At 59.6% G+C, this 16641-nt stretch carries 9 protein-coding genes and 1 pseudogene; 6 read left to right on the top strand and 4 right to left on the bottom strand.

The genetic code is table 11. The features are described from left to right. Positions 1-238 precede the first annotated feature (238 nt). The 3 genes from F591_RS27365 to F591_RS0104370 all read right to left on the bottom strand — a co-directional run bounded on the left by F591_RS27365 (position 239) and on the right by F591_RS0104370 (position 4646). Complete coding sequence (locus tag F591_RS27365; protein ID WP_040741102.1) at positions 239-1453, bottom strand: phosphopentomutase; 1215 nt, start codon at positions 1451-1453, stop codon at positions 239-241. An 11-nt stretch (positions 1454-1464) separates the two neighbouring features. After that, complete coding sequence (locus F591_RS0104375; protein ID WP_019533370.1) at positions 1465-2778, bottom strand: dihydroorotase; 1314 nt, start codon at positions 2776-2778, stop codon at positions 1465-1467. A gap of 203 nt (positions 2779-2981) precedes the next feature. Beyond that, positions 2982-4646: a PucR family transcriptional regulator gene (locus tag F591_RS0104370; RefSeq protein WP_019533369.1), complete on the bottom strand. Its 1665-nt coding sequence runs from the start codon at positions 4644-4646 to the stop codon at positions 2982-2984. 318 nt (positions 4647-4964) lie between these two features. On the opposite strand from F591_RS0104370, the pseudogene F591_RS27360 reads away from it, so the two are divergent. Both F591_RS27360 and carB read left to right on the top strand, forming a co-directional pair. Continuing rightward, a pseudogene (locus F591_RS27360) lies at positions 4965-6050 on the top strand (carbamoyl phosphate synthase small subunit); the annotation flags it as partial. Between the two features lie 361 nt (positions 6051-6411). After that, positions 6412-9603 carry a carbamoyl-phosphate synthase large subunit gene (carB, locus tag F591_RS0104360; RefSeq protein ID WP_019533367.1) on the top strand — a complete coding sequence of 1064 codons (3192 nt, stop codon included), beginning with the start codon at positions 6412-6414 and terminating at the stop codon, positions 9601-9603. 906 nt (positions 9604-10509) lie between these two features. Here carB and F591_RS0104355 read toward each other — a convergent pair. Continuing rightward, positions 10510-11547: an AI-2E family transporter gene (locus F591_RS0104355; protein ID WP_026326368.1), complete on the bottom strand. Its 1038-nt coding sequence runs from the start codon at positions 11545-11547 to the stop codon at positions 10510-10512. A 477-nt stretch (positions 11548-12024) separates the two neighbouring features. On the opposite strand from F591_RS0104355, the gene F591_RS0104345 reads away from it, so the two are divergent. The 4 genes from F591_RS0104345 to F591_RS0104330 all read left to right on the top strand — a co-directional run bounded on the left by F591_RS0104345 (position 12025) and on the right by F591_RS0104330 (position 16617). Then, on the top strand, positions 12025-13056 hold the full coding sequence (locus F591_RS0104345) for a LacI family DNA-binding transcriptional regulator (protein WP_019533365.1): 1032 nt from the start codon (positions 12025-12027) through the stop codon (positions 13054-13056). Positions 13057-13433: 377 nt separating this feature from the next. After that, on the top strand, positions 13434-14783 hold the full coding sequence (locus tag F591_RS27355; RefSeq protein WP_051109095.1) for an ABC transporter substrate-binding protein: 1350 nt from the start codon (positions 13434-13436) through the stop codon (positions 14781-14783). Positions 14784-14854: 71 nt separating this feature from the next. Then, a complete protein-coding gene (locus tag F591_RS0104335) occupies positions 14855-15769 on the top strand; it encodes a carbohydrate ABC transporter permease (protein WP_156829448.1) in 915 nt (304 codons plus the stop codon). A gap of 14 nt (positions 15770-15783) precedes the next feature. After that, positions 15784-16617: a carbohydrate ABC transporter permease gene (locus F591_RS0104330; RefSeq protein ID WP_019533362.1), complete on the top strand. Its 834-nt coding sequence runs from the start codon at positions 15784-15786 to the stop codon at positions 16615-16617. Positions 16618-16641 lie beyond the last annotated feature (24 nt).

The following is a 16641-nucleotide window of genomic DNA, read 5'->3' as shown; positions in this document are numbered from 1 at the left end:
AATATGTCTGAAAGGACAAAAAAATAGACGAAAATTCATCCTTTCCGATATCAAATCTGAGAGGTGTAATGTTTAATTGTTCCAATATGTTATGTTATATCACAGTAAATATACATCAAAATAGGACGAATTTTAAGTTTTTATTTTTTCATAGAGCCGTAGGACCCGAAGCTGCATTGATCTACCCCAAAAAAGAATAGATCTTTTTTCCTATGCCGCCCGCTGCAAAGCGATCGGCCTAACGGCCTGCAGGCCGGCGATTCTCGCCAGCGGCGGCGAGCTCCCGAAGGAAGCTTGTGCCGTGCCGGGGCGGCTCGACTTGAAAATTGTCCGCCACAGTAGCGCCGACATCCGCCAGCGTCGCGCGGACGCCCAGGTCTTTCCCGCCGTCCGCGCCGTACGGGACAGCCAGCAGCGGCACATACTCCCGGGTATGATCGGTGCCGTGGTGCGTCGGATCGTTGCCGTGATCGGCGGTAATGATCAGCAGATCGCTAGGCCGCATGGCGCCGAGCACCTCCGGCAGACGCTCGTCGAACTCCCGCAGCGCCGCGGCGTAGCCTTCCGGGTCCCGCCGATGACCATATATGGCGTCGAAGTCGACCAGATTCAGAAAGCACAGCCCGTGAAAGTCGCTCTGCATCTCCTCAATGACCCGGTCGACGCCTTCGCGGTTCGACTTCGTCTTCACGCTGCGCGTGATGCCTTCGCCGGAGTATATATCGGAGATTTTGCCGATGCCGATGCTGTCGAAGCCGGCGTCCGCCAGGCGGCTCAGCACGGTCGGCTGCGGAGGGCTGACCGCAAAGTCTCTCCGGTTCGCCGTCCGCGAGAATTGCCCCGGCGTCCCGATGAACGGCCGGGCGATCACCCGTCCGACGGAATAAGGCTCATGCAGCGTCATGGCTCTGGCTTGGGCGCAAATCGCATACAGCTCGTCCAGCGGCACGATCTCCTCGTGAGCGGCTATCTGCAGCACGCTGTCGGCGGACGTATAGACGATCAGCTCGCCGGTCTGCAGGTGACGCGGACCGAGTTCGTCGATAATTTCCGTGCCGGAAGCGGGCCGGTTGCCGATGACCGCTCGGCCGGAGGCCGCCTCCAAGGCGCTCACAAGCTCCTCGGGAAAGCCTCTCGGGTAGGCCCGGAACGGCGTCTGGAGCTGCAGGCCCATCAATTCCCAGTGGCCTGTTAACGTATCTTTCCCCGCGGAGACCTCGGCCATTCGGCCGTAATAAGCCGCGGGGCGCGCCGCCGGAGCGACGCCCCGGATGCGGCCGATGCAGCCGAGTCCGAGCCGCTCCAGATGAGGCAGCGCCAAGGGGCCTGCCGCCTCCGCAATATGCCCGAGCGTATTCGCCCCGGCATCGCCGTAGCGGTAAGCGTCAGGCAGCTCGCCAATGCCTACGCTGTCTAGCACGATCAATACGATTCTTCTAAACGGAGTCGTCATGTTCGTTTCCCTCAGTCGGCATCCGCCGGCCAAGGATTGTCCGCTCCTTCCCTATCGTCGTAAATAATGTCTCCCCTCACCATCGTAAGGACGGTTTTTCCGGTCAGCCTCATGCCGCCAAACGGGGTATTGCGCGAGCGGGAGAGAAAGGTTTGCGGATCGACGACCCATTCCTTCTGCGGGTCGATGATCGCAATATCCGCATCGAGCCCTGCCGCCAGCCGGCCGACCGGCAGCCCCATCACGGCCGCCGGGGCGCTGGTCAGCTTGGCGATCGCCTGCTCGGCCGTCAGCAAGCCGGTATGCACGAGCCGGGTAAACGTCAGGCCGACGGCCGTCTCCAGGCCGACCATGCCGAACGGGGCCCGGTCCAGCGGCAGCGACTTCTCCTCCAGCGTATGGGGCGCGTGGTCGGTCGCGATCGCGTCCAGCGTCCCGTCGCGGAGCCCTTGGGCAACCGCCTCCACATCCCGCGCCGTGCGCAGCGGCGGATTCACCTTGGCCAGCGTGCCGCTGATCAGCGCCTGCTCGTCCGTGAGCGTGAAATGGTGCGGAGCGCCCTCCGCCGTGACGCGCACCCCTCTGGCCTTGGCCTCGCGGATCAGTTGCACCCCGCGAGCCGTCGACACATGCTGGATATGGAGGCGCGCCCCCGTCTCCTCGGCGAACAAAATATCGCGGGCGATAATCAGCTCCTCGCCAAGCGCAGGGATGCCCGGGTCGCCCAGCCGGCGGCTCGTAGCTCCCCGGTTCAGCGCGCCGCGGTCGACCAGGCGGTGATCCTCGCAGTGAGAGCTGATCGGCACATCCAGCTCCGCCGCCCGCCGGAACGCCTCATACAGCAGATGCGGGTCCATCACCGTTTTGCCGTCGTCAGTGAAGGTGACGGCTCCCGCCTGATGCAGGCTTTCCATATCCGTCAGCCTGCTGCCTTCAATGCCGTAGGTGATGGCTGCCGATGAGAACAGCTTGACCAGGCCGTCCCGCCGGCCGGTTTCCAGCACTTGGGCGAGCGTCTCGACCGTATCGATCGCCGGCCTTGTATTGGGCATGCAGACGACGGCGGTAAATCCGCCGGCCGCCGCCGCCAAGGAGCCGGTATGGATCGTCTCTTTATGCGTAAAGCCCGGTTCCCGAAAATGCACATGAATGTCGACTAGACCCGGCACGACGAGCAGGCCTTCCGCATCAATGACACGGTCTGCGGCGCTTGAGGGCGTATTGCCGATCTGCGCGACCCGCCCGTCTTCCACGAGAACGTTCGTCCGCCGGTTCAATCCGCTGGCCGGATCGATCACCGTTCCGTTAACAATAAGCGTTTTCACAGCGGCTTCACTCCTTCTATTCTGATCATTCGACGATACTACCCGGCGAATTTTCAATAACCGAAGGTGGCGACCGATGACGAAGTATTCGTCGTCATAAGCGCCAAACCTATCGAATATCTGCATCGTATCAAACAGTCCGCCGCGGTTTGTATGTTTGCCGGGACAAAAAAAGGAACCGACATTCGTCGGTTCGGCTAACGTCATATGTTCTCCGCCTGCAAAATCTGATGAATCTTCAGCCCGACATGCAGCAGCAGCCGCTTCTCCGCATCGTGCACGCTGCAGCCGGTCAGCTGCTCGATTTTTTGCAGCCGGTATTTCATGGTATTGACGTGGACGAACAGCTTCTCCGCCGTTTCCGACAACGAGCAGTTGTTCGCGAAGTATTCCGTCAGCGTCGCCACAAGATTGGCGTTGCTGCTCCAGTCGTATTCGACCAGTTTGCCGACCGTCTCGGAATAGATGGACTCGAGTTCCCTCCAATCGTTGAATTGGCTCAATATCCGGAAAATACCGAGGTCCTCGTAATGCACGCAGCCGCTCGTTCCGCTGATCGGCTTGCCCAGCTTGATCGCCTGGACGGATTCGGAGAATCCCTTGTGAATGCCCTCCAGTCCCGGATAAAACCGGCCGACCCCGACGGTGAAGGCGAGCTCCTCGAATTCCTGGGCCAGCTGCCGCCTGACCGATTCCGCCATATGCATGACCGGTTCCTTCTGCGGATCGTCGCGGTAAGGATATTCCTGCCCGCTCTTCCCGTCCTCTCTCGGATAAAGGACGACGAGATAATCTTTGCGGATCGTGGTAATAATCTTGTGCACGCCGAAACGGAAAATCTCGTTGATTTTTCGCAGCAGCCTCCGCTTCTGCTCCTGCACCCACAGCGCTTCGAGATCGGCGCCTTCCGCGGCGCCCTTGGCGAATGCGATCGAGAGCACCTGGTAATTTTTGTCCAAATCCCAGCCGAATATTTCTCCTCTCTTGATCGCTTCATCCTTGTCCGCCACATGCCCGAGCAGCACCTCGGACAAAAAATCGTCCTTGAACGTCTGCTCCACATCGGCTTTCGTGATCACCTTCAGGAACTCGAGCGCCAGCAGCAGCACCGTGCGGTCCAGCACTTGAAAGTCCCGCTCCCGGAACTCGCGCTTCGTATGCCAGCAGGTGACATCGCCGTACAGCTCGTCGTTCAGCAATAGCGGCGTCACGATGCACGGCGTCATCCGGCCGTCGAGCAGCCGCTGCATGCGGATCGAGCGTTTGGCGGCCTTCAGCTCGTTCTTCTGGGCGCGCGTCAGCGGAGCGACGTTCCGCCCTTTGTACAAGCTCTCGAGCGGCGGAATTTCCGAGCCGACCGTAATGATGTTCTCCGTCATTTGCTGCACGGCCTCGATCAGCGCCAGAATGCCCTTGCCGCTCATGGCCAGCTCCGTAATCCATTGAAAGAACGGCTCCAGCGGTTCCTTGTCCGCATCCCGGCTCGTCAGCATAAGCTCCATCAGCGGAGTCATTATGTCCAGATATGAAACCTCGTTGTCAATCTCGATAATGGGAAGCCCGAGCCGGTTGCCGGCCTCGATGATCGATTCCGGGATCGCCTCCACGTAGCGATGGGTCTTGATCGCCAGCGCCGAGCTGCCCACCTCGTCGAGCTGCTCCACCAGCTTTCCGATAGCCTCCCGGTCGTCCTTGATCGGATATAAGCTCGTCAGCAGCAGATCGTTTCCTTTCAGCCACTGAATCACATCCGGCACTTCCATGACCGTAATGTGGTCGATCGTCCGGTCCAGGCCCCGTTCTCCCGCAACAACCTTGCAGCGGAGCAGCCCCCCGATCTGCATCGCTTTTCTTACCGTAACGCCCAATCCTGCTCCCTCCCTTCCCCTCGGCTATGCGCCATCCGTATGCATGGGTTTATTATATCGAAAATCCGGCGCAACCAAAAACGACAGTCGGTTTCCATAATAAGGACGGGAGGCGCTAAGCCGTACAGACCAACGCTGTGAGAGGGCCAGCCTGCGCGGGAAAACGGGGGCGGAAGCCAATAAAATCGCTGCATCCGGCGGCAAAACGCATATTGCATACTTATTCATTTTATTGTATATTTAATCAATCAAAATGAAGCAGGCGCACAGCGGCCGGTGCCGGTCGCTTGATCGAATACATTCTTGGGAGTGAGACAGATGAAAGCTAGACTGCTGTTGGAGGACGGCACTCTCTTTGAAGGGAAGGCGTTCGGAAGCGAAGGGGAAGCTGCCGGCGAGGTGGTCTTCAACACGGGCATGACCGGTTATCAGGAGGTACTGTCCGACCCTTCCTACTGCGGGCAAATCGTGACGATGACGTACCCGCTGATCGGCAATTACGGCATAAATCGGGACGATTTCGAATCGATGCGTCCGTGGATCCGCGGCTTCGTCGTGCGCAAGCACGAGACGTCGCCGAGCCATTGGAGAGCCGGCGCGAATCTGGATCAGCTGCTGAAGGAATACGGCATTCCCGGCATCAGCGGCATCGACACCCGCATGCTGACCCGCATCCTGCGGCGGCACGGCACGATGCGCGGGCTGCTCGCGACCGGCGGCGAGCCGCTCGCCGAGCTGAAGGAGCGGCTTGCGGCAATGCCTGCCGTGCGCCAGCCGGTCGCGCTCGTCTCGACGCCCCGGGCTTACCGCTGTCCGGGCGCGGGCGAACGCATCGTGCTCGTCGATTTCGGCAGCAAGCTCGGCATTCTGCGCGAGCTGACGGCCCGCGGCTGCGACGTGGTCGTCGTCCCGCACGATGCGACGGCGGAGCAGATCCGCGCCTATTCGCCGGACGGCATCCTGCTCTCGAACGGGCCAGGGGACCCGAAGGATGCGCCTTACGCCATCAACACTATTCGCGAGCTGCTCGAGGGCGGGGACATTCCGATCTTCGGCATCTGTCTGGGCCACCAGCTGCTGGCGCTGGCCTGCGGGGCGGATACCGGCAAGCTGACGTTCGGCCACCGCGGCGCCAACCATCCGGTCAAGGAGCTGGCGACAGGCCGCTGCCTCATCACCTCGCAAAATCACGGCTACACGGTGCTGGACGACTCGCTCGCTGCCACTGACCTGGTCGTTACGCATATCAACAATAACGACGGCACCGTCGAAGGGCTGCGCCACCGGTATTTGCCGGTCTTCTCGGTGCAGTTCCACCCGGAGGCGGCTCCCGGACCGTACGACAGCAACGGGCTGTTCGACCGGTTTCTCGAGCTGATCCGGGAGCATCGCGCCGCGCGTCCGGCCGGATGGCAGGCAGCCAGGCTGCGGCCGCCTGCTCCCGCGGCCGAGACTTCCGCGGGGACGGCGGCTGCAGGCGCGACGGCGGCGGCGGCGACCACGGCGGCGGCGGCGACCACGGCGGCGGCGGCGACCACGGCGGCGGCGGCGACCACGGCGGCGGCTGCGGTGCCAACTGCGGCAGCCGCGACGGCTGCAGGGGCCGCGGCAGCTGCGGTGGCGGCGTCCGCGGGAGCAGCATCGGCTGCGATGGCGGCGTCCGCAGGAGCAGCATCCGCGAACGCTGCTGCTGCGGAGCCGCCGAAAGACAAGGACGCGCACGCTTCGCAGGAGGCGGCCGCTTCATCGGAAGGAGAATTGGTGTATGCCCAGAAATCGTGATCTGCACAAAATTTTAATCATCGGCTCGGGTCCGATCGTCATCGGGCAGGCAGCCGAGTTCGACTATGCCGGCACGCAGGCCTGCGAAGCCTTGAAGGAAGAAGGGCTTGAGGTCATTCTGATCAACAGCAATCCGGCCACGATCATGACCGATTATACATTCGCCAGCAAAGTGTATATGGAGCCTATCTCGCTCGAATTCGTCAAGCAAATCATTCGCCAGGAGCGCCCCGACGGTCTGCTGGCGACGCTCGGAGGCCAGACCGGGCTCAATATGGCGCTCGAGCTGGCGCAGGACGGCATTCTTGAGGAAGAGAACGTGCGGCTGCTCGGCACGCAGCTGCATTCGATCCGCCGCGCCGAAGACCGCGAGCAGTTCCGCGAGCTGATGAAATCGCTGAATCAGCCTGTCCCGGCCAGCACGATCGTGACCGAGGTGGAAGAAGCTGTCCGGTTCGCGGACGGCATCGGCTATCCCGTCATCGTCCGGCCGGCTTATACGCTCGGCGGCACCGGCGGCGGCATCGCCGCGAATCGGGAGGAGCTGGCGGCGATCGTCCGCTCCGGGCTGCACGCCAGTCCGATCGGCCAGTGCCTGGTCGAGAAGAGCATTGCCGGCATGAAGGAAATCGAGTATGAGGTTCTGCGCGACGCCAACGACAACTGCCTGATCGTGTGCAACATGGAGAACCTCGATCCGGTCGGCGTGCATACGGGAGACAGCATCGTCGTGGCGCCGAGCCAGACGCTGTCCGACCGCGATTACCAGATGCTGCGCACCGCCTCCATCGAGATCGTCCGGGCGCTGGGCATCGAGGGCGGCTGCAACGTGCAGTTCGCGCTCGACCCGAGCAGCGATCAATACTATGTGATCGAGGTGAACCCGCGCGTCAGCCGCTCCTCGGCGCTGGCTTCCAAAGCGACGGGCTACCCGATCGCCAAGATGGCGGCGAAGATCGCCGCAGGCTATACGCTTGACGAGATCGTCAACCCGGTGACCGGCAAAACGTACGCCTTCTTCGAGCCGACGCTCGATTACGTCGTGACGAAAATTCCGCGCTGGCCGTTCGACAAGTTCGCAGGCGCCGACCGGACGCTCGGCACGCAGATGAAGGCGACCGGCGAAGTGATGGCCATCGGCCGCACATTCGCCGAATCGCTGCAGAAGGCGGTGCGCTCGCTTGAGATCGGCGCGTCGCGGCTGTGGCGGCCGGACGCCGCGCAGCTGGCGCAGGACGAACTGGAGCGCAGGCTGCGCAAAGCCGACGACGAGCGGCTGTTCCTGGTCGCGGAAGCGTTCCGCCGCGGCTATTCGGTCGAGGCGCTTCACGAGCTGACCCGTATCGACCGCTGGTTTTTGCAGCACATCGAAGAGCTCGTCGCCTACGAACGCAAGCTGGGCGAAGAGGAGCTGACGGAGGAGACGCTGCGCGAAGCGAAGGAGCTCGGCTTCTGCGACCAGGCGATCGCCGACATTCGCCGTGCCGCAGGCTCGCAGCAGCGTTATGCGGCCGCGGACGAAATTCGCGAGCTGCGGAAGCGGCTCGGCATCGTCCCCGTCTTCAAGATGGTCGATACGTGCTCCGCGGAATTCGAAGCGGAGACATCCTATTACTACTCGACCTACGAGACGGAGAACGAGACGCCGCCGCCGGCCAAGCCGCGGGTTGTCGTACTCGGCTCAGGTCCGATCCGGATCGGGCAGGGCATCGAGTTCGACTACTCGACCGTTCACGCGGTCCGGGCGATCCGCGAGATGGGCTGCGAAGCGGTCATCATTAACAACAACCCGGAGACAGTGTCGACCGATTTCAACATTTCCGACAGGCTTTATTTCGAGCCGCTGCACATTGAGGACGTGATGCACATTATCGAGCACGAGCAGCCGATCGGCGTCATCGTCCAATTCGGAGGCCAGACCGCCATCCGGCTGGCGTCCGCGCTGGAAGCGCATGGCGTCCGCATCCTCGGCACGGATCTGTCCGGCATCGATACGGCGGAGGACCGCAAGCGGTTCGAGGCGCTGCTGCGCGAGCTGAACATTCCCCAGCCTGCGGGCGGCACGGCCCATGCGGTGGAGGAGGCGGTCCGGCTGGCCGAGCGGATCGGCTATCCGGTATTGGTGCGTCCCTCGTATGTGCTCGGCGGCCGGGCGATGGAGATCGTCCATTCGGAGAGCGAGCTGCGGATATATATGGAGCGGGCCGTCCGGGTAAATCCCGGACAGCCGGTGCTGGTCGACCGGTACATGTACGGCATCGAGGCCGAAGTCGACGCGATCTGCGACGGAGAATCGGTTCTTATCCCCGGCATCATGGAGCAGGTGGAGCGAACCGGGGTCCATTCCGGCGACTCGATCGCCGTATATCCGCCCCAAACGCTGTCCGCCGGCACAAAGGAGCAGATCGTCCGGATCACGGAGAAGCTCGCCCGGCATCTGCACGTCGTCGGCCTGGTCAACATCCAGTTCCTGGTCTCAGACGAGCAGGTTTATATCATCGAGGTGAATCCGCGCGCTTCGCGCACGGTTCCATTCATGAGCAAAGTTACGGATGTGCCGATGGCAAACATCGCCACCAAGGTCATCCTCGGGCAGCGCCTCGCTTCGTTCGGCTATCCCGAAGGACTGCTGCCGGACAAAGCCGAATGCTTCGTCAAGGCGCCGGTGTTCTCGTTCGCCAAATTAAGCAAGGTGGAGCCGGCACTCGGTCCGGAGATGAAGTCGACCGGCGAAGTGATCGGCAAGGACCGCGATTACGCCCGCGCCCTGTACCGCGGCTTCGTCGCCGCCGGCATGAAGCTGCCGGCCGAGGGCACGGTCATCGCCTCCGTGGCCGACCGGCACAAGGCGGAAGCGATCGCGCCGCTGCGCACGCTGCACCGCCTCGGCTTCCGCATCGTCGCCACGCCCGGCACCGCCCGCGCTTTGGCCGACGCCGGGGTCCCGGCTGACGCCATGCCGCTGGATCAGCTCGTCCAAGCGATGCCGAGACTCGGCGCGAATATGCTGATCAATACGGCAACGACGGGCAAGACGGACGCGAGCTGCGGTTTCCGGCTGCGCCGCGAAGCGGTGGAACGGGGCCTCGTCTGCCTGACGTCGCTCGATACCGCACGGGCATTCGCCGAAGCGCTTGCGGCGGTGCGCTTCGCGCCGTTTGCCATCGGCACCTGAGGCGACGAATCCTGCAAAAAATGCAACATTTCCCACAACTTTCGCACCATAGGACGGGGAATGTTGTATTTTGTGCAACAATTTGGGCGCGATGGGCTCCAAACCCGGGAACGTCGCCCGAATTGTTGCACTTTCTACAACATTGAGCCGTAAGCAGGGCTTATCCTCCCGTTTTTGTTGTACAAAATACAACATTTGCATCTTGAAAATAGCCCCCAGGGCGGGCGGCCCATTTTCATCTTCTGATGGTGCTGCGCCAGCGGCATGGGCGTCTATCTTGAAAATTTGGCAATATACGCCGACAAAATTTCAACACCGCAGGTGACGACCGATGACGACAGGAATCGCTCGTCATAGGCGTCTATCTTGAAAATAGCGCTTGGTGCGCCGCGGCACATTTTCATCATCTGGTGGTGCCGCGCAAGTCGGCATGGGGGTCTATCTTGAAAATAGCCCGGGGTGCGCGACCCATTTTCATCTTCTGATGGTGCCCAACAAGCGTCATAAGCAGCAATCTTCTATCTTCTCTAACGCTGGTGACAAACGCTATTTTGCTGAAACGCACCCTGTCAAAAATGCAACGAAACTGTGCAACGCTATTTTGTCAAAAACGCGGAATCGGGTAGCCAAACATGTCAAATAAGGCTGCTCACTTGCGTTACAATTTCAAATCGAGCGTTTCGAGTGAAATAAGCTCTGTGGCTTGCGTTAGCTTTGGGGCCGCCCGGCAAAACGCGGGCCCGCGGTTAGCAAAACGAGGCTTGCAACGTGAGACAAGCGAAGCGAGCCATTCGCCTTTGCTTTTGCCGCCGCGACAAGGAAGCGAGCCGGAGGTCCCCCGGCCCCGGACATGTTATGCCCAAAAAATCAGCGCATGCCATCGCATGCGCCACTCTGGACGGTGCCTTAACGGCCTGACTTTTCGGTTTTTTTCCCGTCGGCGCCGACGACATTCACATCCAAAATATCGAGCAGGAAGACGAAGATCGGAATGCCGACGATCAGCCCCCACACTCCCAAATAATGCTCCGAAAACAGCAAAACCATGAATGTATAAAATATGGGTAGATTCGTTTTCGACGACATGAGCTTCGGGTTGAGGAAATAGCCTTCCAAAAAATGCAGTATAGCGATCATGGCAAAGACATAAACGACGAGTATCCAGCCGTCCAGCGTGTAAGCGATGATACCGAGCGGCACCAAGGAAATGATGACGCCCGCCACGGGAATAAGGCTGAGGAGAAAGACCATGACCGTTAAAGCGATCAAATACGGAAAACCGAGAATCCATAAACCGGCAATCGTAAAGACGGTATTGAACACGGCGATCATAACTTGAGCTTCGATGACCTTGCCGAAGGACAGAACGAATTTTTTGCCGAAATATTCGAGCTCGCGGTACAGCCATGAAATTTTGCTCGAATGGAATTTGGAGGTGAACATGACAATCCGTTTCTTTTCCAGGATGAAAAAGAGGCTCAAGATCAAAGCAAGCACAAAGTTCGCGCCCCAATTGCTTATTTTCAAGCCGTATTCGAAGCCCTGTTTGACATAGGATTGCAAATTTAATTCCTTCATCGCCATGGACAAAAACTGCCCCAGCTCGTTCTCCGCCTCATGGGAATTCAGCAGAGCGAAGAGCGTATCCGACAATTGCTTAATCTGATAAATAATTTTGGGCAAATAGTTCATGATCGCCACGGTGATGAGCCCGACGATGAGCAAATAGAGGATGACGATGACCACTTTTTCGTTGACTCGGATGATTTTGTTCAACTGCCGGGTCAAAAAAACTTGCAGACTGTTCATGATGAACGTAAACAAAAACGTCAGCAGCACGAGATTCAGCATCTCCCTAATGCTGAACAGAAGAACACATATCAGGGCCAGTATAGTAAATCTTCTGACCGTCAAATTTGCAAAAAACTGTCTGATCTGCTCCATCGGCTTGTCCCCAATCACGTTGCATAAAGTAGGTGCTTGCGCGCAAAAAATTCCCTAAAGTAATACGTAAAAATGCCGCTTTCGTTTCTTTTTTATTCAGATTTTATTCAAAAAACTCCACCGTGAATATTATACTATACTTGACCCGCGCCTGCTTCACGCTGCCTTATCTCGAAACCGTTTCCACCCTCATTATAATAAAAAAGAAAGTACACCATCATTTTAAAAGGAGCGCTGCCCCATGACTCGAATCCCGTTGCATAAGCGAGGCATCGACGCCAGTCGAATCGCGCTCGGCTGCATGCCGATGGGCGGCGGCTGGTAAATTTACGACCATTAATCACGACGGTGCAACCAGCTATTAAAACGATTGAATTTTCCTCAACCCATAAAAAAACAATATTGACAAAATGGGTGAAATCGCTATATTTTGAATATGTAAAACGATTTAAATAACAGCTGCAAAGGAACCTGACCATGCATAAAAGGCACATCACCCTCAAAGATATTGCCCGGATAGCGGGCGTGTCCACGGCGACGGCATCGTTGGCACTGTCGGGCGATCCCCGGGTCAATGTAAAGACGAGGCAGACGGTGGAGGAAGTTGCACGCCGCCTCCAGTACGTGCCGAACGAGATCGGGCGGAGCCTGCGGGCGAAAAAAACGGAGACGATCGCCCTCATTTTCCCGAACACGCCGCACAACGCGTTTACGCATCCGTATTTCGTCCAACTGCTCGAAGGCATCTCCGAAGTGCTGGTGCAGCACAGCTTTCATCTGCTGGTGTCGACGTCGCATAACGAAACGGACGAATCCGCCGCGTACGACAAAATTTTGCGGAACCGGCGGGCGGACGGCATCATCCTGTGGCCGGCGTCGATCAAGGATCGCAACATTTCGAAAATCGTCGAGTCCGGCTTTCCGATCGTTTACCTTGGCAAATGGCATCACGACGAAATATTCACGGTGGAGCGGAACGAGCAAGGCGGGGCGCGTCTGGCAGTCGAGCATCTGCTGAAGCTCGGGCGGAATCGGATCGCGCATATTTCCGGGCCGCTCGATTTCCAGGTCAGCATCGACCGGCTGGAAGGGTACAGACAGGCGCTGGCGGACCGCAAGCTGATCTATGATCCGGCGCTTGTCGTCGAAAGCGATTTCACCCTCGAAGGAGGCGCTGCGGCTGTGCGAAAACTCGCGGAGCATGGCGTCGCCTACGACGCCATGTTCGCAGCGAACGACCTGATGGCGATCGGCGCGATGCGGGAGTTGCAGGCCGCGGGCCGCTCTGTGCCACGCGATGTTGCCATCGTCGGCTGCGATAATATCGAGATGGCCTCGCTCATGACCCCGACGCTGACGACCATCTCCCATCCGCTAAGGCTGATCGGCAATCTGGCGGCCGAGAAGCTGATCGCCGTTCTGAACCGTCAGGAAGTGGACGAAATGCGGACGGTCGTACCAACGCAGCTGATTGTGCGCGAATCATGCGGCGGTCAGGCGACCAGCTAGTTCTGTGCAGGTTCGGCTCCGGTAGGCCCGACTGGCCTGCCTGCCGGCCGGCAGCAACTGGAGGCCAGCTGCTGGGTAGAAGGCGGGAGGCCGTCTGACTGGATATCGACGGGTGAGCCGCATGCAATGCGCCCCTCCTCCCTGCCGTCTGCCCAGCGTTCAATATTCGCTTGCGGTTTTTGTAAGCGCATCCGCAAGCAGCATTTTTTTATCCAAAATTTAAAACGATTTAAAGGAAGTGATGCGAAGCGCGAGATGACAGGACAAGGAGCGAGGTAGAGGGGGGCCATACGGCACGGACAGATCGGCGGGCCGCCTGCGGAAACGCAGCCGGCAAGAGGCGACGGCTGTGCTAACACCCATCGAGGAGGATGTCCATGACCTTCAATGCACGCACACGTCATTCCGTCATTCGTGCAGGAGCAATGCTGCTGGTCGCCGCGCTGCTGGCATTGCTCGCAGTGGCATGCGGCGGTAACAATCAACCGCCGGAACCTTCGTCGCCTGCGGCAGGCGGCGCGGTGAACACCGGCACCGCGGCCTCCGGCAAGCCGGTCGAGCTGTCGTTCTGGAACGGCTTCACCGGTCCGGACGGCGAGCTGCTGAAGCAAATAGTCGACGAGTTTAACCAACAGAACGCAGGCAAGATCGAAGTCAACATGGACGTGATGATGTGGGATTTGCTGTTCCAGAAGCTTCCACCGGCGATCGCGACGAAGACGGCGCCGCAGCTCGTCGCGTTCTCCAATGCCGCAGGCCCGGGGTATATGAGCAACGGCTCGCTCGAGCCGCTCGACGATTACTTTGCCGCGACCGGTTCGGACCCTTCCGACTTCACCGACGCATCGCTTGAGCTGTTCCGCTACAAGGACGGCAAGCAGTATATGCTGCCGTTACAGACGAACGGCATCTATCTGTTCTGGAATAAAAAGCTGTTCCGGGAAGCCGGACTCGATCCGGAAAAGCCGCCGGCCACGCTGGAGGAGATGGCCGATATCGCGGTCAAGCTGACGAAGCCGGAGCAGAACCAGTACGGGCTGGCCCTGCCGGTGAAATCTGCGCCGACGTACTTCGTCTCGTTCATGAAAGGCAACGGCGGCGAGGTGGTCGACATGGCGAACCTGAAGTCAGCGCTGGACTCGCCGGAAAACCTGGCCACGCTGCAGTGGCTCCAGGATTTGGGGCAGAATAAAAAGGTTTCGCCGCAAGGCGCCACCGGCGCCGCTCTCGACAAGCTGATGCTCGGCGGCCAACTGGGCATGTACATTACCGGCCCGTGGCTGACCGGCGGACTGAAGGCCAACAATGTCGAATTCGGCGTCGCGCAAATTCCGTCCGGCAGCAAAACCCGGTTCGTCGAGCTCGGCGGCATCGGCTTCGCGGTCCCGGCCGGCACGACGGCGGAGCAGAAACAGGCCGCGTATGCATTCATCAAGTTCTGGAATTCGCCCGACAACATGAAGCGATGGTCGCTGGCCAACGGGTTCCCGCCGCATCTGAAAGCGGTTATTGGCGATCCCGACGTGAAAGCGGACGCAAACGTTGCGACGATGGCCGACATGGGCGACGCCGCGCAGACGTTCCTGCCCGGACTGGTTAACGCCGAGCGGATCAACCGCGACGTGCTCTTTCCGATGGTGGAGGCGGTGCTGAGCGGCGTCGATCCGGCAGGCGTGCTGAAGAAGACGTCGGCGCAACTGGACGAGATCCTGAAGACCGAGCCTTGACATCCAGCGCGCGGCATTCCGTCGTTGTCCGCCGGCAGAATGCCGCATTTTACCGACGATAGTAGGTGTCCATGATGACCAACCAAACCCGCAAGCGCATGCTTCAAATGCTCAGCAAACCGGAAAGGGCGGCCTATCTGTTTATTTCGCCCGCGCTGATTATTCTGCTTGTTTTTACGGTCGTGCCGCTGCTCGCCACGCTGGCGATCAGCACGCTGCGACTGGACATTTTCCTAAAGGGCGCCACGTTCGTCGGACTGGAGCAATTCGAGAAACTCCTGTCGGATGACCGGTTCTGGAACGCGCTCAAAAACACGGTTTACTTTACGGCCGTCGAGGTTCCGCTGCAGATCGTCCTGTCGCTGCTGGCAGCGGTGTACGTCGCCAAAAACACGCGGTTTCGCAAGCTGCTGCGGTCGGCCTACTTCCTGCCCTACATCTGTTCCTTCACAGCGATCGGCATCGTCTGGTCGTTTCTGCTCGACCCGCAAACCGGCCTGTACCCGCACTATCTGCATGAACTTGGGCTACCGCGGCTCGAATTTTTGCGCGATCCGGATCTGGCGATGCCGTCCATCGTGCTGATGTCGCTCTGGCGGAACTTCGGCTACACGACAATCATCCTCGTCGCCGGGCTGCAAAGCATCCCGGATTCATACTACGAGGCAGCGGAGCTCGACGGCGCCGGCAAGGTTAAGAAGCTGCTGCACATCTCGGTGCCGATGCTCATGCCGGCGCTCGGCTTTTCCTTCGTCATCACGACGATTCAGGCGCTGCAGGTGTTCGACCCGATATTCGTCACGACGCAGGGCGGCCCGCTGAACCGGACGGAAACGGTCGTGCTGTACATCTACAACACAGGCTTCAAATCCGCGCCGTTCGATCTCGGGTACGCGTCGGCCGTCTCGGTTGTGCTGCTGGTGCTTGTCATGGCTGCGACGCTGACGATGAACGCCTATTTCAACCGGAAAGAATCGTCGCTGTAAAGGAGGCGCACCCAATGAACCTGCCAAAAACACCATCGCTCAGCCGGGCGGTCGCCTTCGCGGCGATGGCGGCGCTGCTCCTGTTCGTGCTGCACCCGTTCGTCTGGCTGTTCCTCTCCACGTTCAAGCCGGAGCAGGAGCTGATGCAGTACCCGCCCGCGCTGCTGCCCGAACGCTACCTGTTCGACGCTTACGTGGAAGTGTGGAACCGGATTCCGCTGCTCGACTTTTTCCGGAACACCGTCATCTTCTCCGTTTCCGTCATGGTCGTATCGGTCTTTTTCGATTCGATGGCGGGGTACGCCTTCGCGCGAATCCGCTTCAAGGGCAGCAAGGTGCTGTTCACGCTCGTTTTGATCACGATGATGATCCCGTTTCAGGTGACGATGATTCCGCTGTTCGTGGAAGTGTTCAAGCTCGGCCTGCTCGATACATACTGGGGGCTTATACTCCCGCGGGCAAGCAGCGCGTTCGGCATCTTCCTGATGCGCTCCTTTTTCGTCTCGCTGCCGAAGGACCTGGAGGAATCCGGCCGCGTCGACGGGCTGAACGAGTTTCGCATTTATTGGAGCATCATGCTGCCGCTGTGCAAGCCGGCGATGGTGACGCTCGGCATTTTTCTGCTCATGAACAACTGGAACGACCTGCTCTATCCGTTGATGCTGACGAGCCAGACCGACATGCGGACGCTGTCCGCCGGTCTCGCCATGTTCGTCGGGCAGCGGACGATCGAATATGGGCCGACGCTGGCCGCGGCGACGCTGTCGCTGCTCCCGCTGCTCGTCGTATACGCATTCGCCCAGCGATTTTTCGTGCAGAGCGTGTCGACATCCGGCCTGAAGGGCTGACGAACGGATGACAACTCAATCGAC

This window comes from Paenibacillus ginsengihumi DSM 21568, from assembly GCF_000380965.1.
Taxonomy (GTDB): Bacteria; Bacillota; Bacilli; order Paenibacillales; family NBRC-103111; genus Paenibacillus_G; species Paenibacillus_G ginsengihumi.
The sequence above is the reverse complement of the archived record's forward strand: the minus strand, read 5'-3'. Positions and strand labels throughout refer to the sequence as shown.